The sequence below is a fragment of the Kushneria sp. Sum13 genome (assembly GCF_052692355.1).
Genome location: NZ_CP199847.1, coordinates 951,752 through 969,450, shown reverse-complemented (window position 1 = coordinate 969,450; position 17,699 = coordinate 951,752). Strand labels below are relative to the sequence as shown.

16 protein-coding genes are annotated in these 17,699 nt (G+C 60.2%); 3 read left to right on the top strand and 13 right to left on the bottom strand.

Annotated features, from left to right (window positions below):
• Positions 1-183: 183 nt before the first annotated feature.
• From ACUN8C_RS04505 to ACUN8C_RS04495, 3 genes are all read right to left on the bottom strand, one after another.
• Complete coding sequence (locus ACUN8C_RS04505; RefSeq protein ID WP_445621106.1) at positions 184-1,734, bottom strand: phosphoenolpyruvate carboxykinase; 1,551 nt, start codon at positions 1,732-1,734, stop codon at positions 184-186.
• 239 nt (positions 1,735-1,973) lie between these two features.
• Complete coding sequence (gene hslO, locus ACUN8C_RS04500) at positions 1,974-2,861, bottom strand: Hsp33 family molecular chaperone HslO (RefSeq protein WP_445621105.1); 888 nt, start codon at positions 2,859-2,861, stop codon at positions 1,974-1,976.
• An 82-nt stretch (positions 2,862-2,943) separates the two neighbouring features.
• Positions 2,944-3,336, bottom strand: a complete 393-nt coding sequence (locus ACUN8C_RS04495; protein WP_445621104.1) for an RNA-binding S4 domain-containing protein — start codon at positions 3,334-3,336, stop codon at positions 2,944-2,946.
• Between the two features lie 179 nt (positions 3,337-3,515).
• Between ACUN8C_RS04495 and nudE the strand changes: the two genes are divergently transcribed.
• Positions 3,516-4,100: an ADP compounds hydrolase NudE gene (nudE, locus tag ACUN8C_RS04490; protein ID WP_445621103.1), complete on the top strand. Its 585-nt coding sequence runs from the start codon at positions 3,516-3,518 to the stop codon at positions 4,098-4,100.
• A gap of 134 nt (positions 4,101-4,234) precedes the next feature.
• Here the strand turns inward: nudE and ACUN8C_RS04485 are convergent, their stop codons facing one another.
• On the bottom strand, positions 4,235-4,633 hold the full coding sequence (locus ACUN8C_RS04485) for a hypothetical protein (RefSeq protein ID WP_445621102.1): 399 nt from the start codon (positions 4,631-4,633) through the stop codon (positions 4,235-4,237).
• 351 nt (positions 4,634-4,984) lie between these two features.
• On the opposite strand from ACUN8C_RS04485, the gene ACUN8C_RS04480 reads away from it, so the two are divergent.
• Together ACUN8C_RS04480 and ACUN8C_RS04475 are read left to right on the top strand one after the other, a co-directional pair.
• Complete coding sequence (locus ACUN8C_RS04480; RefSeq protein WP_445621101.1) at positions 4,985-5,905, top strand: hypothetical protein; 921 nt, start codon at positions 4,985-4,987, stop codon at positions 5,903-5,905.
• A 76-nt stretch (positions 5,906-5,981) separates the two neighbouring features.
• On the top strand, positions 5,982-7,622 hold the full coding sequence (locus ACUN8C_RS04475; RefSeq protein WP_445621100.1) for a dihydroxyacetone kinase subunit DhaK: 1,641 nt from the start codon (positions 5,982-5,984) through the stop codon (positions 7,620-7,622).
• A 116-nt stretch (positions 7,623-7,738) separates the two neighbouring features.
• Here ACUN8C_RS04475 and lon read toward each other — a convergent pair whose 3' ends face one another.
• The 9 genes from lon to nrdR all read right to left on the bottom strand — a co-directional run bounded on the left by lon (position 7,739) and on the right by nrdR (position 17,691).
• Positions 7,739-10,078: an endopeptidase La gene (gene lon / locus ACUN8C_RS04470; RefSeq protein WP_445621827.1), complete on the bottom strand. Its 2,340-nt coding sequence runs from the start codon at positions 10,076-10,078 to the stop codon at positions 7,739-7,741.
• Between the two features lie 281 nt (positions 10,079-10,359).
• A complete protein-coding gene (locus ACUN8C_RS04465) occupies positions 10,360-11,787 on the bottom strand; it encodes a DUF945 family protein (RefSeq protein ID WP_445621099.1) in 1,428 nt (475 codons plus the stop codon).
• A 95-nt stretch (positions 11,788-11,882) separates the two neighbouring features.
• Entirely contained in the window at positions 11,883-12,356 is a 474-nt protein-coding gene (locus tag ACUN8C_RS04460) for a phosphatidylglycerophosphatase A family protein (RefSeq protein ID WP_445621098.1), read from the bottom strand.
• Entirely contained in the window at positions 12,353-13,480 is a 1,128-nt protein-coding gene (gene thiL, locus ACUN8C_RS04455) for a thiamine-phosphate kinase (RefSeq protein ID WP_445621097.1), read from the bottom strand. The genes ACUN8C_RS04460 and thiL overlap by 4 nt, the downstream gene beginning before the upstream one ends.
• Before the next feature lie 81 nt (positions 13,481-13,561).
• A complete protein-coding gene (gene nusB, locus ACUN8C_RS04450) occupies positions 13,562-14,068 on the bottom strand; it encodes a transcription antitermination factor NusB (RefSeq protein ID WP_445621096.1) in 507 nt (168 codons plus the stop codon).
• Positions 14,065-14,589, bottom strand: coding sequence for a 6,7-dimethyl-8-ribityllumazine synthase (gene ribH / locus ACUN8C_RS04445; RefSeq protein ID WP_445621095.1), 525 nt, complete (start codon positions 14,587-14,589; stop codon positions 14,065-14,067). Before ribH ends, nusB begins: the two co-directional genes overlap by 4 nt.
• 110 nt (positions 14,590-14,699) lie before the next feature.
• Positions 14,700-15,854 (bottom strand): bifunctional 3,4-dihydroxy-2-butanone-4-phosphate synthase/GTP cyclohydrolase II, encoded by a 1,155-nt coding sequence (gene ribBA / locus ACUN8C_RS04440; RefSeq protein ID WP_445621094.1) that lies wholly within the window; start codon positions 15,852-15,854, stop codon positions 14,700-14,702.
• An 87-nt stretch (positions 15,855-15,941) separates the two neighbouring features.
• Positions 15,942-17,144, bottom strand: a complete 1,203-nt coding sequence (gene ribD / locus ACUN8C_RS04435; RefSeq protein WP_445621826.1) for a bifunctional diaminohydroxyphosphoribosylaminopyrimidine deaminase/5-amino-6-(5-phosphoribosylamino)uracil reductase RibD — start codon at positions 17,142-17,144, stop codon at positions 15,942-15,944.
• 37 nt (positions 17,145-17,181) lie between these two features.
• Positions 17,182-17,691 (bottom strand): transcriptional regulator NrdR, encoded by a 510-nt coding sequence (gene nrdR, locus ACUN8C_RS04430; protein WP_445621093.1) that lies wholly within the window; start codon positions 17,689-17,691, stop codon positions 17,182-17,184.
• Positions 17,692-17,699 lie beyond the last annotated feature (8 nt).

Sequence of the window (17,699 nt, the reverse complement as noted above, 5' to 3'; positions counted from 1 at the left end):
CGAACAGGGCGCCAGGGTATCACAAACCATGAACCGACGGGATAACGCCTGAATCAGGTCAGCCCCTGTAAAAAAATGGCGACAGCTCGAAAGCTGTCGCCATGAGGGCCTGTATATCAGCAGAAGGGGCGAGAGATACCCGAGGCGATATTCAAGCCAGACGCGTTTTAAACCGGAAGCCCTTCAAACCAGGCCCGGCCCGGCCTGGGTAATGGCCTCATCTACCCCGTCAAAGCGGCTGAAATTATCGATAAATTTCTCGACCAGAAGCCGCGACTGCTCCTCGAAGGCCGCCTGATCCTGCCAGGCCTTGCGCGGGTCCAGCAGGGTGGCATCCACGCCCGCCACGGCCAGAGGCACCGACAGATTGAGTCCGGGCAGCGTGACCGTCTCGACGTCCTTGAGCGCGCCACTCTGTATGGCACTGATGATGGCGCGGGTGGTGGGGATGCTGAAACGCTCTCCGCCCTGCCCGTAGGCACCGCCGGTCCAGCCTGTATTGACCAGATAGACCCGCGAATCAAAAGCCTCGATACGCTTGATCAAAAGCTCGGCATATTCATGCGCCGGACGTGGGAAAAACGGGGCGCCAAAACAGGTAGAGAACGTGGCTTCCAGAGCGCTGCCGGCACCAATCTCGGTCGACCCGACTCGCGCGGTATAGCCGGAGAGAAAATGATAGGCCGCCGCTTCGCGTGACAGGATCGAGACCGGTGGCAGTACGCCGCTCATGTCACAGGTCAAAAAGACAATGGCACTCGGCTCGCCGGCCCGATTGTCGGCGGTCCGCTTGTCGACGTGCTCCAGCGGGTAGGCGGCCCGGGCATTCTGGGTCAGCGAGGCATCGTCGTAGACAGGCGAGCGATCGTCATCGAGCACGACGTTTTCAAGCACTGCCGGAAAGCGAATGGCCCGATAGATGATGGGCTCATTTTTTTCGCTCAGATCAACGGTCTTGGCATAACAGCCGCCTTCGAGATTGAAGACAGTCCCCTCACCCCAGCCATGCTCGTCATCACCGATCAAGTAGCGCGACGGGTCCGCAGAAAGCGTGGTCTTGCCCGTGCCGGAAAGCCCGAAAAAGAGCGTGGTTTCACCATTGTCACCCACGTTGGCGCTGCAGTGCATGGGCAGCACGTCCTTTTCCGGCAGCAGAAAGTTCTGCACCGTGAACATCGCCTTTTTCATCTCACCGGCGTAGTGCATGCCAGCGATCAGCACGCGACGCCGGGCAAAATTGATGATCACCGTGCCGTCGGAGTGGGTATGGTCACGCTCGGGCTGACAGACAAACTCCGGCGCACTCATGATCTGCCATTCACGCTTGTCGCGCGGATTGAAAGGCTGCGCTCGCACGAAAAGATTGCGTGCAAAAAGGGTATGCCAGGCATACTGGGCCATGACACGAATCGGCAGATAATGCTCGGGATCCGCCCCGACATGCAGCTCGGTCTCAAAGGCGCCCTTATCGGCCAGAAACTCCTCGACCCGCTCCCATAGTGCATCGAAATGCTCTCCGGAAAAGGGCCGATTGACGCGCCCCCAGTCGATCTCGTGACTGGTGGAAGGCTCATCGACAATGTAGCGATCAACAGGCGAGCGGCCGGTACGACGTCCGGTTTCTGCGACCAGCGCGCCATTGGCGGCAAGCCTTGCTTCGCCGCGCGCGATGGCATATTCGACAAGCTCTGCAGCACTGGCATTGATACGAGGGGTACGCGTATTCGTTGTCATGTCTATCCCGGGCATAAGCCGTTCTCTCTCGTTAAGCGGATGGGCACTTGTTATCTGCCTCTCGCGTTATATTCCCGCAGCCCCGGGCGCCACACAAAACAACGCCTGGGCATACGGTGAAACGTATTATGACTAAATCGCTTCAAGGGGAGAATGTATCACGATGGCATGACGCACAAAGGCACAGCGCGCCGCACCTTTAAAACAGGCACAGCGCGCTGGCACGGGATAGACGGTTTTCAATGCAGCGTTGGCGAGGGGGCATCGGGCGATTCAATCAAGGCCTCGATATCTGCGGCGGTAAATACGTAGTCCGTGTTGCAGAAGTGACAGGTCGTACTCAACTCGCCCTGCTCTTTTACCACCGAGCGCAGTTCCTCGGCACCCAGCTGATGCAGCGCGCTTGCAAAACGCTCGCGGGAACAGGTGCAGCCAAAGCCGATCTGATCAGGTTCAAAGACCCGGATCTGCTCTTCATGAAACAGACGTACCAGAATCTCACGCGCCGGTAGTTCCAAAAGCTCTTCAGACTTGAGGGTATCGGCCAGCATATTGAGTCGCGGCCAGGCGTCTTCATCCTTGAGACTGTCATCTTCAGGAAGCTTTTGAAGCATCAGCCCGGCAGCATGTTCTTTTGAAGCAGACAGCCACAGCCGGCTGGGCAACTGCTCGGAACGCTCGAAATAGCTCTCAAGGCACTGCGCCAGGGAGTCCGCTTCCAGCGCAACAATGCCCTGATAGCGCTGTCCCTCGTGCGGATCCAGCGTCATGACAATATGGCCTTCCCCGACCAGCGCCTGAAGAGTGGCGCCTTCATCCGGCAACGGCTGATCCTCGGCAAAACGAGCAATCGCCCGCAGCCGCTGGCCATTGTCGTTATGGCCGGGGTTGGACTCCGCCATCAAAAGGCTGACCGGGCCATTGCCCTTGACTTCAAGGGTCAGAACGCCATCGAGTTTAATGGTCGCAGTCAAAAGCGCCACGGCCGCCAGCATTTCACTGAGCTGGCGGTTGACCACATCGGGATAGCCATGGCGATTGATGATGTCCATACAGGTGTCATCTGCCTTGACCAGCTCACCACGAACGTTGGTGTCGTCAAAGATAAAGCGTTGAATATGATCCATGAGTCGCTCAATAAGGAAAAAGGGGGATCGGCGCGGCAGGCATGGCAATAAAGGACCCGTTTACCAGAGCACCGTACATGGGCTAGGAGTCATCGTGCTGGTGACGCTGAAAATTCTGGATATCGCGACGGGCTCGACGATCGGGACGCCCCTTCGGGGGCTGCATGCTCTTGTCCATGCGGCGAATCTCGGCTTCGCGGGTACGACGTTCAATGCTTGCCGGTGTTTCACGGTAAAGCGCCTGAGCCTCGGAAGCACCGCGCCGCTTGTCGCTGACCTCGATGATTTCCACCTCAACGCGGTCCCATCCCTGTGGCAGCGCCAGCAGCGCCCCGGGTTCAACAATCTTGCTGACCTTGGTCCGCGCGCCGTTGTAGTGAACCTTGCCACCATCAATGGCCTTCTGAGCCATCCCGCGAGTCTTGAAAAACCGGGCTGCCCAGAGCCATTTATCGAGTCGAACCTGTTCGCTCATGCCATGTCTCCGCACCGTTTCTGAAGGTCAATATGGGGGCAAAAGCCATGCTCTCAAGCCCTGTCATTGCAGGGTCAGAAAGATGCTGCCCACAATACAATGCGATAATGTGTAGCACAGGCATCGAGATCACATCGGATTCGCCGCTCTCGTCTTTTGAAGCATCCGGAGGTAGAGACATGTCCCCATCAAAAAAGCCTGAAATCGGACGGCGGCGCAGTATCGCCCAAAGCCGGCTTTTTGCAGTTGAAGCGCTGGAGCTTGAATTTTCCAACGGCGAACAGCGCACCTTCGAGCGTCTGACCAGCAACGGACAGGGCGCCGGGGCTGTCATGATCGTGGCCATGCCGGACCCGGATCATGTACTTCTGATTCAGGAGTACGCTGTCGGCATCGAAGACTATGCCCTGACGCTCCCCAAGGGCGTGATCGATCCGGGCGAGGACATTATTACGGCCGCCAATCGCGAACTTCGTGAAGAGTGCGGCTATGGCGCACACGTGATCGAGCCGCTTATCGAACTGACGCTGGCGCCCAATTACATGACTCACCGAATTCATGTAGTCATGGCCACCCAGCTGTACGAAGAACGGTTGCCGGGCGATGAACCCGAGCCTTTGATTGTTGAAAAGCATGCCATCGAGGATATTGGCGCCCTGCTCACACGCGGCGATTTTCATGAAGGACGCGCCATTGCAGCCCTGTTTATTGCCAGAGAACGGCTTCGTGAAAGGCAGGAGTCGCCCGATCCCATGTTCTGGTAACCATACGGTCTGACAGAGCCTGCCCTCTGTCTACCCCACCATTACTGGTTGCCAGCAATGCAAAGGGCCCGACCGCTGACGCGGCCGGGCCCTTTCAGGTCGAGCTCAATGCAGTGACTGCATTCAACCCGGGATCATTTGGACGGGCTGGCACCATGCTCTGTGGTGTCGCCATCCTGCATGGGGTCAGTGGACTGCATCTGCGCAGAATGCCCCTGTCGGCCCGTCATGGTCGTATCAGCATTGTCGACGCTGGTGCCGCCCATCGAATCGGTGCTGCCCATGCCGTCGTCACTCATGCCTTCCATGTCGTTCATTTGAGCGGAACTGCCGTTTCCAGCCTGTCCGGTCTTGGTGACATTGGCGCTGGTCGCGCTGTGGTCCATGGTGCCGGTGGAGTCAGTGGATGCCGCGCCCGTCATCTCCTGACCCTTGTTGGCAGCGCTGTTATGAGTAGCCTCGCTTGAAGCCATGACCGACATGGCAGGCAGGGCAAGGGCGGCACAGAAAACGGTAGCGATAACTTTCTTCATGGGGTCTTCCTCCAGAACTCTGATGGTCATTCCGGCACGCAGGCACATTCAGGCTACAGCGCCGGATACACAGATACTTCCTGCAACAGGGCTCAAGCCATGTTGCAGTCTGCCTGTCATGGCATGGGAGGCAGTCACAGCGGCACTCTGCAGGATACCACTGAGTAAGTAAGCGTAAAGTTAGGGCACAAACCGCAGCCTGTCAAAGTGCTGTACAAAGAAGGTAAAGCCTGGGTAAAGAAACCTGTGCCGCAAATGCAAAAGCTCTTGCGCATCCCTTTCCGGCATTTACTGTTCGTCATGGTAAACTCACCGTACTGCGTACCCTGTCTCGAATTATCGGCTCATTTCATGTCTTCAAGGTCTTCCCATACTCCTCCCCCCCGGGATGACAATGTCTTTGCCTGTCTGGGCAGCGACCGTCTTCGCTGGGCGCTACGGCGTGTGCGCTTTCAGGAATGGCTCAAATCATCATTTCAACAACGCGTGGGCATTCCCCTTGAAGAGCTCTGGTTTCAACGCTGGCTGAAATGCCAGCCCGGCAGCGCTCAGCTTGAAAAGGCAGGCCTCCCTCGACGCTCCATCGAAAAACGTCTGGGCCATCATCTGATCGTGCATATCAATCCGCGGGACATGATTCGTGACGTCAATTTCAAGGGCGTTGGTGGTAAACGCCCCTCCTCTTCGGCCTTTCTCTGGGACGGCGAATGGGATGAAAGCCGCGGCGATTTGCGTCATGGCTCCCGCTATAAATTTATCACCGACCTGGACGAGCATCGTGACAACCTGACGCAGACGCAGCGCTTTCAGGAACATGCCGTACGTCTGAAGGCAGGCTCCCCCTGGGCATCGGCTCATGAAGGCATCCTGCTCGACAGCGAAGCGAAAATTCAGGCTTATCTGGAAATCTATCTGGGTTTTCTCGACGACATGGCCTGCCACGGATTTGACGCCAGCCGCGGCAAGGATGCGCTGGGCGTGGTCGTGACGCGGGAAGGTAATCTGCTCAAGATCAATCGCGGTCTTCACCGCCTGGCGATGGCGCAGCGTCTGGGTCTGCCGACCGTGCCGGTCACCGTGCGTGCCGTACACCGGCAATGGTGGGAAAAGGTAACTGCAGGCACTACCGGGCAGGCCGCTCTGGATCGCCTGGCCAGCGCCCTCAAGGCGTGTACGCCCGAAATGCGACCCGGCCGGCTCGATCCAAGAGCAGATCAGGGCCCGATCGAATGGCCCACGCCGCGCCGGCCGATGCTAATGAACGCCGACTGACCCTGCCTGACACAAGAGATTCCTGTTTCCGCCCGGAACCCTCTACGCTGAAAGCGCCCTCTCAAAGGAGCCTTTTATGCATCATTTTTACAACGCATCGGAACATCTGGTCAGCGAACTGCTGGAAGGGCTGGCCATGACGGCCAATGTCACCCTTTCCGATCATCGAGACGCCCGCATCGTGATGCGCGCCGACTGGCAGCCCGATCGTGAAGGTCGCCAGCAGGTGGCCCTGATCTCGGGCGGTGGTTCGGGGCATGAGCCGGCACATGCAGGTTTTGTAGGCCGCGGCATGCTGACAGCGGCTGTGGCCGGGGACGTTTTCGCCTCCCCGGGCGTGGAAGCCATTCTTGCGGGCATCCGTGCCTGCTGCGGCGCCGCCGGCTGTCTTTTGATCATCAAGAACTATACCGGTGACCGACTCAATTTCGGGCTGGCCGCCGAACGCGCGCGCGAAGAAGGCTTTCAGGTTGAAACGGTCATCGTGGCCGATGACGTGGCGCTGCCGGAGGCCCCTCAGCCGCGTGGGCTGGCCGGCACCCTGCTGGTCCACAAGATGGCCGGTTTTTGTACCGAACGAGGCGATGATCTTGAAACGGTTCATCAGGCGGCCCGTGACATGGCCACACGCGTACGCTCGATGGGCATGGCACTGTCCAGTGCCACTCTGCCCGGACAGGAAACCTCCTCCCGCAAGACGCCAGAGCTGGGATTGGGCATCCACAACGAACCCGGTGTCCGTCAGGTGACGCCCGACAGCGCCGATGACGCCGTCACCCAGGTGCTTGAAGCCCTGGGTCGTCCCGATGATGGACCATGGGTGGCGCTGCTCAACAACCTGGGGGGCTGTGCCCCGCAGGAGATGCAGATTCTCAAGCGCGCCTGTCTTGAGCAGCTGGGCCTTGCCAACGTGGCGTTGATGATGGGTCCGGCGGCGCTGATGACCTCGCTGGACATGCACGGCTTTTCCATCACGCTGGCCCCTGCCGATGAAGCCACCCTTGAAGCACTTCTTGCCCCCGTTGAAGTGCCGGCCTGGCCCACACCGCAGAAGGTGCACGAGATCGAGACCTTCTCACCACGCTTCAGTCAGCGGCCCTCGCCCGGTGAAGGCCGTCATGATGAGACGCGCAGCCATCTGATCGCCCATCTTGCGACCACGCTCAAGGACAGCGAGAAAGCGCTTGACGAGCTTGATGCCAGAGTTGGCGATGGTGACGCCGGTGCTACTTTTGCCGCGGGGGCCCGCGCGGTCCTGAAGGCGCTGGATGAGGGGCATCTCTCTACCGGTGAAGACGCACGCCTGGCCAGCGAGCTGGGGCACCTCTTTGCCACCGCCATGGGCGGCTCAAGTGGTGTGCTGCTGTCGATTTTGATGACCAGCGCGGCCCAGCGGCTCGAGGACGATGCCGACTGGCCTGATGCCCTGCAGGCAGGCATTGAGCGAATGCAGCATTATGGCGGCGCACAGCAGGGGGATCGCACCATGCTGGACGCCCTGATCCCTGCAATAGAAACGCTGGCGGACGGCCAGAACCCTGAAGCGGCGGCCCAATCGGCCCGCTCGGGTGCTGATGACACCGCCAGCATGCGCAAGGCAGGTGCCGGGCGCTCTTCGCTGGTGCCGGAGCAGGCGCTTGAGGGTGTGGTCGACCCGGGCGCCGAAGCCGTGGCCCGCCTGTTTGAAGCGCTGGCCGGACACGACCGCCAGCGCTGAACGATCCCGGTGATTACCATCCAGACCTTCGCCATCAAGCCCTTCGTCATAAGACCTTCACCAACAAAAAAGCCGCCCGGTCAGGGCGGCCTTGTCGTTCAGGTTCGGGTATCGGATCAGTCAAACACTACCTTGGCCACATCCTGATAGGTGCGAGCAAAGTTTACGGTCATGCCCTCTTTCAGGAAATCCGGCAGCTCATCAAAGTCACGCTGGTTGGCCTGGGGCAAAATCAGCTCAAAGATGGCACTGCGCCGGGCCGCGATCACCTTCTCGCGAATGCCGCCCACCGGCAGTACCTGTCCGGTCAGGGTAATTTCCCCCGTCATGGCCAGCGATCGATTGATGTCCTGCCCGCGCGCCAGTGACAGCAGCGCCGTGGTCATCGTAACGCCGGCAGAAGGACCATCCTTGGGTGTCGCCCCCTCCGGCACGTGCAGGTGGATAAAGGCCTGATCAAAGTAGCCCGGCTGTGCGCCAAACTCCTGCAGATGGCCAAGCACGAAACTATAGGCCAGATTGGCAGACTCCTGCATGACGTCGCCCAGCTTGCCGGTCAGCTTGATGCCGCGCTGCAGACCATGCACCCGTGTGGCCTCAATGGGCAGGGTGGCACCGCCCATGGCCGTCCAGGCAAGGCCCGTAACCACACCCACGCCCTTGAGCACCTTCTCCTTGCGAAAGATCGGTGCCCCCAGAAACTCCTCAAGGTTATTGACCGACACCTTGACCGTTTCCAGATCCTCTTCCAGCAGTTTGACGGCGGCCTTTCGCACGATGCGATGCAGCTGCTTTTCGAGCTGGCGCACCCCGGACTCCCGTGCATAGCCCTCAATCACATGCTTGAGCGCCGCATCGGTCAGATTGATGCGCTTTTTGGGAATGCGGTCACGTTCAAGCAGCCTCGGCCAGAGGTGGTTTTTGGCAATCGCCACCTTTTCCTCGGCGATATAGCCGGCCAGCCGAATCTGCTCCATACGATCCAGAAGGGCTGCAGGAATCGTGTCGAGCTGGTTGGCCGTGCAGACAAACAGCACCCTGGAAAGGTCCATGCGCACGTCGAGATAGTGATCGAGAAAATCAACGTTCTGCTCCGGGTCGAGCACCTCCAGCAGCGCCGAAGCCGGATCACCCTGAAAGGACTGACCCAGCTTGTCGATCTCATCAAGCATGATGACCGGGTTCTCGACATCGACTTCCTTCATCGCCTGCACCAGCTTGCCGGGCATGGCGCCAATGTAGGTGCGGCGATGGCCCTTGATCTCGGCCTCATCGCGCATGCCACCCACCGAGAAGCGGTAAAACTTGCGGCCCAGTGCTTCGGCGATCGACCGACCCACGGACGTCTTGCCCACCCCGGGCGGGCCGACCAGCAGCAGAATCGACCCACCGACATCCCCCTTGAAGGCACCTTCGGCAAGAAATTCGATGATGCGGTCCTTGACGTCCTGCAGCCCGTCATGATCACGATTGAGTACATGGCGAGCATGCGGCAGGTCCAGCTGGTCCTCGGAGGTGATCCCCCAGGGTAACGCGGTCAACCAGTCGAGGTAGTTACGCGTGGTGCCATATTCGGGTGAGCCGGTTTCCAGCACCGACAGCTTGCCAAGCTCGTCATCAATGCGGGCCTGCACACGCTCCGGCACGACCTTGTCTGCCAGCCGTTCGCGAAAGGTATCAACATCGTTTTCCCGGTCGTCCTTGGAGATGCCCAGCTCTTTCTGGATGACCTTGAGCTGTTCGCGCAGAAAGAACTCGCGCTGGCGCTCCTGCATCTGCGCGTTGACCTGCTCGGAGATCTCGCTTTGCAGCTGCGCCACCTCGATCTCCTTGCGCAGCAGTGGCAATACCACCTGCATGCGCTCCAGCACCGGCAGCGTCTCCAGCACCGATTGAAGCTCTGGACCACGGGCCGAGGTAATGGCGGCGGCAAAATCGGTCAGGGGGCCGGGCTCGTTGGGGCTGAAGCGGTTGAGATAGTGCTTGAGCTCTTCCCCATAAAGCGGGTTGATGGGCAAAAGCTCCTTGATGCCATTGATGATGGCCATCGCATAGGCCCGCGTCTCATCGGCCTGCTTATCAACCGGCTCCCTGGGGTAGTGAACCTCAACAAGATAGGGCGGCTCCTGTGACAGCCAGCGGGTAATCCTGAAACGACGCAGCCCCTGAGCGATGAACTGCAGCTGCTCCTGATTGTTTTCGGCGCGGTGAACGCGCACGGCGGTGCCATGGACCGGGAACTTTTCCGGCGATGGATCAGCACCGGTATCGCCGATAAAAATCAGCCCCACGATATGGTGCGAGGTGTTGCCGACCTGCTCGAGCGTGTCACTCCAGCGCTTGCGATCGAGTACCAGCGGCTGAACCTGAGCCGGAAAAAAGGGGCGGTTGTGTACTGGCAGCAGATAGAGCCTGTCAGGCAGATACTCACTGGCAGGCACCACGGCCTGGGTCATGGCACTCCCGTTGTCGTCAGCGGGCTCGATGGTGTAGTCGGACTGATCTTCTTCGCTCATGGGCAACCTGCTCTTCCCTGTTCGCAATCGTTCGCCGGATGTCGTGTCTGTAGACCAGACAACACATGCCTGACGTTACCTGTTGTTTCTGGCAATGCGGGCACCACACCCCGTTATCAAGTCCGGCATCGCGCCAAAGGCGCCGACCGATCAAAATGACAGCGGCTGCCAAAGGCAGCCGCGTGATGCATTCCTGACGAATCCCTGTTGTGATCAAAAGCCTAGTTCAATAGGAACCAGGGCTCATCATTGATCAAAAAGACCCCTTTTCGAATGGCGAGTTCCAGCGTGTCCTGATCAGGAGACTGGCCGGCCACCAGCGCCAGCAGCGGCGGCGCATTGTGAAGCGTGAATTGCCCGTCAAGCCGACGCTTGAACGCCGCCCGCCCCCATGAGGTTTGTAACTGCTCGACACGAGTCGTTTTGATGTTCGCGCCATCCAGCGTCAGCTCGCCATCCAGATGCATCTGTTGATCCAGCATCGGGCTTTCCAGCTGTAACTGATGGACCACCACCTGTGGGGAATCACTCATCACGGCAAAAAAGGCTTCCTGCCAGGGCGCCATCAGTGAGGCAAGGTCATGCACGTCATTCGAGTCCCTGACCTCTCCGGCGGCCGTGCCCTGCGGCCCGGCATTGTCCAGAGGGGCCTGCTGTCGGGCATTCTGCCAGCGCTGACGAATATCGCGCCCCATGATCTGTAGCAGTGCGCGCGCGGCCGGCTCATTGATTCGCCGCACCACCGCATCCAGGGAGGCACTCCCCAGCTGCTGCTCGGAAAAGGCAGCATTGCCCAGCTGTGCCTTCAATAGATAGCTGAACTCCTGGCGCTCATGATGCGTGCTGCCTTCAAGATGAAGATTGCTCAGTGTCAGGGGAAGACCACCCTGTCGTTGCAACCGGGCATCGGTGATGTCCAGACTGTCCAGTCGGCCGGGCCGACCCTCTGACGTATCGACGGTCTGCTCAGCGTCGTCGGCTGGAAACAGCATCGACCAGTGCGTTTCGCCAAGATGCACCTGACGCCGAGGACCCTGCTGCGCCAGCTCAGACCACTGGCCGTCAAGACGCAGTCCCTGTTCGTTCTCATCAAGACCCAACCGAGCCCCGGACAGGAGCAGGGTCATGCCCTGTGTCTGCGTGTTTTGACCCTGCGAGTTTTGACCCTGCGAGTTTTGGTCCTGCGAGTTTTGGCCCTGTCCGCTCTGGCCTTGATAGCGCATCGTGTCAGGGAATCTGGCGTTGAGCGTCAGGTCATGGCTCAGATGCCGGATGCGAGCATCAAAATCGACCTGTTCGCCTTTGGAAAGCTCATCGGCCAGCAAGGCCTTGCCGTCACGGGTTCTGATATCGCCCTGACCTGAAAACCGGGTGCTCAAAATACCGTAGGCGACGCGCCAGTCGATCACCCCCGCCGGCGCATCCGCGTCATTGTCGGCCATGATGACCCGGAGCGTTCCACTGGCGGAAAAGAAACCATCGCGGTCGATGGTATTGATCGCGCGAACTCCGGCCAGTGCATTGATGTCGGCGACCTGCCCCGCCATCCGGGACTGCACTTCATGACGACTCCAGGCAAGGGCGCCCAGCCAGAGCAACAATGCCAGAACGACAAGACCTGTCAGTGCAGCTGTCACTTTCCTTTTCATCAACGCTCCCCGGGTCGACACAAGAGATCATGACCGGGCCGGAATCGCTGGCACGGTTGACCGCTGCGATAGTGATACTCGCGCTTTACGTCATATTAATGTAGCCAAAGCCACACGTGCATCACACTCCAGGCATAGACCCCGGCCAGAACATCATCAGCCATGATGCCAAAACCGCCCGCGACACGGCGGTCCACCGTGCGCACCGGCCAGGGTTTGATGACATCAAAGACCCGAAAGATGACAAAGCCCCACAGTGCGGACTGCCAGGAAAACGGCACCGCCGCCATGGTCAGCCAGTAACCGACGAACTCGTCCCAGACGATCCCCGAATGATCATGTACGCCCAGGTCCTTCGAGGTGCGATCACAAAGATAGATACCAATGATGGTGGCCACGGCCAGAATCGCCAGATAGATACCCAGCGGCAGCGTCGACATCAGCCAGTAAAAGGGAATGGCCGCCAGAGTTCCGAAGGTCCCCGGGGCAAAGGGCGCAGCGCCACTACCCAGCCCGAAGGCCAGAAAGTGCACGGGTCGGCGCCAGATGCTTGCAGGCGCACGGTTCATGAGGTTGCTCCCGTGCCGCGGTGTTTCTGTGATGCACGTTCCTGCGGAGAATGATCCTGCGAGGAGTGACTTTGTGAAGAATGCTCTTGTACCGGATGTCCTTCTGAAGCAGGCACTTCTGAATGATGGTTTTGTGCATGAAAATGCTGCCAGCCCCGGCCAGTGGACACGACACCGGTAATCCCGGGCTCACTGGTAACCCGGCCGATGACGTGCAACGTACCGCCCAGCGCTTCAAGCGCCCTGCGAACCGGGCCTTCCTGGTCAGGGGACAGCGCCAGCAACAGCTCATAGTCATCCCCACCGTTGAGCGCGGCTTCAAGTGCCCCCTGAGCGCCCAGCGATTCAACCAGCGCCTGATCCAGCGGAATGGCACCCGCATCAAGACAGGCGCCCACGCTGGAGCGTGCGCAAAGATGGCCCAGATCGGCCAGAAGACCGTCAGAGATATCAAGACCGCCCGAGACCAGATGACGAATGCTCATGGCTTCACTCACGCGGGGAGCGGGGCGCAAATACGCCTTCACCAGCGGATGGCGCTCATCGCGCTGCCCGTCAAACCAGGCGCGCAGACCGCCATGGGCACTGCCCAATACGCCGGTCACGGCCAGCAGGTCGCCGGGGCGAGCGCCGTGGCGGGTAATGGCCTCGTCATCGGGCACATCGCCATGCACGGTAATGGTAATGGAGAGCTCCCGGCCGCGGGTAATGTCCCCCCCGACCAGGGCAATATCATGCGTTTGCGCCAGACCGTATAGCCCGCGGGCAAAACCTTCAAGCCACTGCTCGTCGACCTCCGGCAGCGTCAGCGCGAGCACAAACCAGCGTGGCCTGGCCCCCATGGCGGCCAGATCGCTTAGATTGACCGCCAGCGCACGATGGCCGATCGCCTCTGCCGAGGCATCGCCCGGGAAGTGCACATCGGCCAGCGACGTGTCCACACTGACCGCCAGCCGACAGGCGGCCGACGGCGCCAGCAGCGCGCAGTCATCGCCCTGCCCCAGCACGACCCCGGCGCGAGCCTGATGCGGCGAGACCTGATCCGAGCGGCAGGCGGGTTCAACGTCCTGCATGAAATAACGCCTGATGAGTTCAAACTCGCCAGGAGTGGCTGCATCGCTCATCGCCCGGACATCTCCCTGACAGGTGAAGGAAAGCGCTGATCAATGACCCTCATCACAGGCCATGCTGCGGATGGGCCATGTTCAGTCACGGCGCCTGCGTGCCTGAACCTCGGCTTCACGCAGCTTCCTGGCCAGTCGATCAAGAATGGAGTTGATATACTTGTGCCCCTCGGTGGCGCCAAACGAACGCGCCAGCTCAATGCCTTCATTGATGACCGAGATGTAGGGCACCTCCGGGCGATGCGCCAGCTCATAGGCCCCAAGACGCAGGATGGAAAGCTCGATGCGATCGAGCTCTGCCAGTTTGCGATCCAGCGCCGGCGCAATCAGATTATCCATCTCGCCGCAGTGTCTGGCCACGCCATGAAGCAGCTGATGGAAAAGCCCCAGATCAGCGATTTTCATGACCTGGACCCAGTTCTCATGCGGTTCCAGATCGTCATCGGCGGTTTGTGAGCGAAACTCGGCTTCAACCTGGGAAATCGACGTTCCCGTCATTTCCCACTGATACAATGCCTGTACCGTCAGCTCGCGCGCTGCCCTCCGGGCCTGCTGCTGCTTTGAAGGGGCCCGTTTTTGCTGGGTCACGCCACACCTCCATGATCGGCATCAACATCGTCACCGAAGGCATCGTTGCCGCCCAGCTGACGCAGCAGCGAGACCATTTCCATGGCCGCCATGGCCGCCTCAAAGCCCTTGTTGCCCGCCTTGGTACCGGCACGCTCGATGGCCTGCTCGATCGAATTGACCGTCAGCACGCCATTGGCAATGGGGGTATCAAAATCCAGTTGCAGACGGTTGAGTGCTGCGTTGCACTGGCCTGCCACATGCTCGAAATGCGGCGTCCCACCACGAATGACCGCGCCCAGCGCAATGATGGCATCCGGCTGGATACGGATCAGCGCACGCTTGACCGCCAGCGGCAGCTCCCAGGCGCCCGGGACATGAAGAATATCGATATTGGCATCGTCGACGCCGTGACGCACCAGCGCGTCCACGGCGCCCTCTACCAGAGAGTCGACCACGTGGTGGTTAAAGCGCCCGACCACGATGACATAGCGGCCATCGATCTCGTTGAAACGCCCTTCCAGTTGTGCAATCGGTTGCATATCTTGAAATCCTGTTGTCTCTGATAAAACGCATCAGCGTGTAATATAAGCCATTGGACCCGTGATGTTCGGGCCCTTCCGGAAACTGTCGTTGCCATTGATTGCTATTGTCAGTGCCGCGCCGGGCGGCTGTCATCAACGCTGCTGACCTGTTCGATGACTTCAAGGCCAAAGCCCGCCAGCGCTGAAAAGCGCCAGGGCGAGCTTAAAAGACGCATTCGACCGACTCCGAGGCTGCGCAGGATCTGCGCCCCGGTGCCGATACTCAAATAGTTGCCGGCGCCGTCTGTCTGCGGGTCCTGGGCTCGCGGACGTCGCTCCAGAAAAAGATCGAGCTGATCACGAAAATCCGTCATGCCCCGTTGGTCGGCGAGCAGCACCAGCACGCCGGTCTCGCTGGCTGCAATCTCTTCAAGTGCATCACGCGAGGACCAGCTCTGCTGGCCATCACGGCGCAGCCCCAGCAGATCACGCAGGGCATCGGCGACATGAACGCGAACGGTCGTGGCCTGATCGCTTTCCGGAGAACCCTTGACCAGCGCCAGATGATGAGAGCCCTGGATCCGGTCGCGAAAGCAGTGCAGCTGAAAGGAGCCGGCGTCCGTTTCTACCGGATGTGACTCCACATGTTCAACGGTCTGTTCATTGTGAATGCGGTAGTGAATCAGATCGGAAATGGTGCCGATCTTGATGTCATGAAGCGCCGCAAAGCGTTCAAGCTCCGGCCGCCGCGCCATGGTGCCGTCCTCATTCATGATCTCGCAGATCACCCCGGTCGGCTCGAAACCGGCCATGGCGGCCAGATCACAGGCCGCTTCGGTATGCCCGGCGCGCCGCAGCACCCCACCGGCTTCCGCCATCAGCGGAAAGATGTGGCCGGGCTGAACAACATCGCCTGGCCTGGCATCACGTGAAGCCGCGGCCTGTACCGTTCGCGCCCGATCAGCGGCCGAGATGCCGGTACTGACGCCAGTGGCCGCCTCAATGGAGACGGTAAAGCGGGTGCCAAAGCCGGAGCCGTTGTCGTTGACCATCAGCGACAGGCCAAGCTGTTCGCAGCGCGCGCGCAGCATGGGCTGGCAAATCAGGCCGCAGGCATAGCGGGCCATGAAATTGATGTGCGAGGCTTCCACGCACTCGGCGGCCATGATCAGGTCGCCTTCATTTTCACGGTCTTCGTCATCCATGAGGATGACCATTCTGCCCTGGCGAATATCTTCGATCAGCGCTTCCACGGAAGCGAAGTTGCCCGTTGACTGACTCATAACGCTTGCCGGCTAAGCCGCTCCTTTCGATGCAGGGTTGCCTGGATGAATGCCTCCCTGATGATCAGGGCGTTGAACCTGTCCTGATCAGGAGGTTTCATGATCGTTGACGGGGCGCGCGATAATACGCCAATCAGGGCCAAAGGCGCGAACATCCACGATGGAAAGCTGTCGCCGCTGGGACAGCTTCTCAAGTCCCGGCAGGGTCAGAAGCCCGCGCGCTTCATCGCCCATCAGTATCGGCGCCATATAGATGATCAGCTCGTTGACCAGTCCTGCATCCAGCATGGCTCCGCTGAGTCGCGAGCCGCTTTCAAGCAGCACTTCGTTGCACTGTTCTACATCGGCCAGATAGCGCATCAGCGCTTCCAGGTCGACCTGGCCACCCGGGCTTGACGCCAGTGTGACCACCTCGGCCCCGGCAGCCACCAGCGCTTCGCGCCGACGAAAGTGATCCCGGTTATCCAGTGCACCGGGGCCTGTCGGCGAAACGGTCGCCACCAACGTACGACCTGGCTCGGCCAGACAGCGCGCCGAGGCCGGCAGGGCCAGGGTTGAATCGACAATCACCCGCAGCGGCTGACGTACCCCTCGCTCATGCGAGACCTGAACAGCATGCGATTCCGGCCGGCTGAGCTGATCAACGCGCACGGTCAATCGGCTGTCATCGCGAATCACCGAGGCGACGCCGCTGAGAATGGCACTCGAGCGCGCGCGCAGATGCTGCACATCACGACGCGCGCGCTCCCCGGTAATCCATTTTGATTCGCCGCTGGCCATGGCCGTACGGCCATCCAGGCTCATCGCCATCTTGAGCCGAACATGGGGCAGCGAGCGCGACATGCGCGAGATAAATCCCACGTTGAGCTCGCGGGCATCCGCTTCCAGCATGCCCACGCGCGTACCAACGCCTGCGGCTTCGAGCATCGCGATACCACGCCCGGACACCTGGGGGTTGGGGTCAAGCATGGCGGCCACGACCACATCGACACCCGCCTCCGCCAGCGCCTTGGCACAGGGGCCGGTGCGCCCATAATGCGAACAGGGCTCCAGTGTGACATAGGCCGTTGCCCCGCGCGCCGCCTCACCGGCCGCGCGCAGGGCGTGAATCTCGGCATGGGGCTCCCCGGTCAGCTCGTGCCAGCCTTCTCCCACCACCTGATTACCGCGCACCAGCACACAGCCTACCCGCGGATTGGGATCGGTCGTATAGAGCCCGCGACGCGCCAGATGCAACGCGCGAGCCATATAATCCTCGGGTTGCCGTGTCACGTCCGACCTTCCCTCCATGCGACAAAAGGACGCCACTGACCCTTCTGCGCCATCCTCAATGCTCATGAGACTCCTGATCCCTGCCGGTGACGTCTGCGCTGGATGGCGACGCGGACTCACTGGAAAGGCGTTCGATTTCGGCACGAAATTCATCGATGTCCTGAAAGCGCCGGTAGACTGAAGCAAAGCGGATATAGGCGATCTGGTCCAGCGCCCTGAGCTGCCCCATCACCTCTTCGCCAATGGCCAGGGCATTGATTTCGCGTTCACCGCGCGCCCGAAGACGCTGTCGAATACGTTCGATGGCCGCTTCGATATGTTCACTGGACACCGGACGCTTTTCCAGTGCCCGCAACATGCCGGCACGCAACTTGGCAGGATCAAAGCTTTCGCGCGAACCGTCGGCCTTGACGACCCGCGGCATGACCAGTTCAGCGGCTTCATGCGTTGTAAAACGCTCGCCACAGGCCAGACACTGGCGACGCCGGCGTACCTGATCGCCATCGGCCACCAGTCGGGAGTCAGTGACTCGCGTATCCTGCGCACCGCAAAAGGGGCAATGCATGAATGTTC

Coding starts and splice junctions, on each gene's coding strand:
- ACUN8C_RS04505 (WP_445621106.1), bottom strand. CDS start 1,734: ATGACAACGAATACGCGTACCCCTCGTATCAATGCCAGTGCTGCAGAG.
- hslO (WP_445621105.1), bottom strand. CDS start 2,861: ATGGATCATATTCAACGCTTTATCTTTGACGACACCAACGTTCGTGGT.
- ACUN8C_RS04495 (WP_445621104.1), bottom strand. CDS start 3,336: ATGAGCGAACAGGTTCGACTCGATAAATGGCTCTGGGCAGCCCGGTTT.
- nudE (WP_445621103.1), top strand. CDS start 3,516: ATGTCCCCATCAAAAAAGCCTGAAATCGGACGGCGGCGCAGTATCGCC.
- ACUN8C_RS04485 (WP_445621102.1), bottom strand. CDS start 4,633: ATGAAGAAAGTTATCGCTACCGTTTTCTGTGCCGCCCTTGCCCTGCCT.
- ACUN8C_RS04480 (WP_445621101.1), top strand. CDS start 4,985: ATGTCTTCAAGGTCTTCCCATACTCCTCCCCCCCGGGATGACAATGTC.
- ACUN8C_RS04475 (WP_445621100.1), top strand. CDS start 5,982: ATGCATCATTTTTACAACGCATCGGAACATCTGGTCAGCGAACTGCTG.
- lon (WP_445621827.1), bottom strand. CDS start 10,078: ATGACCCAGGCCGTGGTGCCTGCCAGTGAGTATCTGCCTGACAGGCTC.
- ACUN8C_RS04465 (WP_445621099.1), bottom strand. CDS start 11,787: ATGAAAAGGAAAGTGACAGCTGCACTGACAGGTCTTGTCGTTCTGGCA.
- ACUN8C_RS04460 (WP_445621098.1), bottom strand. CDS start 12,356: ATGAACCGTGCGCCTGCAAGCATCTGGCGCCGACCCGTGCACTTTCTG.
- thiL (WP_445621097.1), bottom strand. CDS start 13,480: ATGAGCGATGCAGCCACTCCTGGCGAGTTTGAACTCATCAGGCGTTAT.
- ribH (WP_445621095.1), bottom strand. CDS start 14,589: ATGCAACCGATTGCACAACTGGAAGGGCGTTTCAACGAGATCGATGGC.
- ribBA (WP_445621094.1), bottom strand. CDS start 15,854: ATGAGTCAGTCAACGGGCAACTTCGCTTCCGTGGAAGCGCTGATCGAA.
- ribD (WP_445621826.1), bottom strand. CDS start 17,144: ATGGAGGGAAGGTCGGACGTGACACGGCAACCCGAGGATTATATGGCT.
- nrdR (WP_445621093.1), bottom strand. CDS start 17,691: ATGCATTGCCCCTTTTGCGGTGCGCAGGATACGCGAGTCACTGACTCC.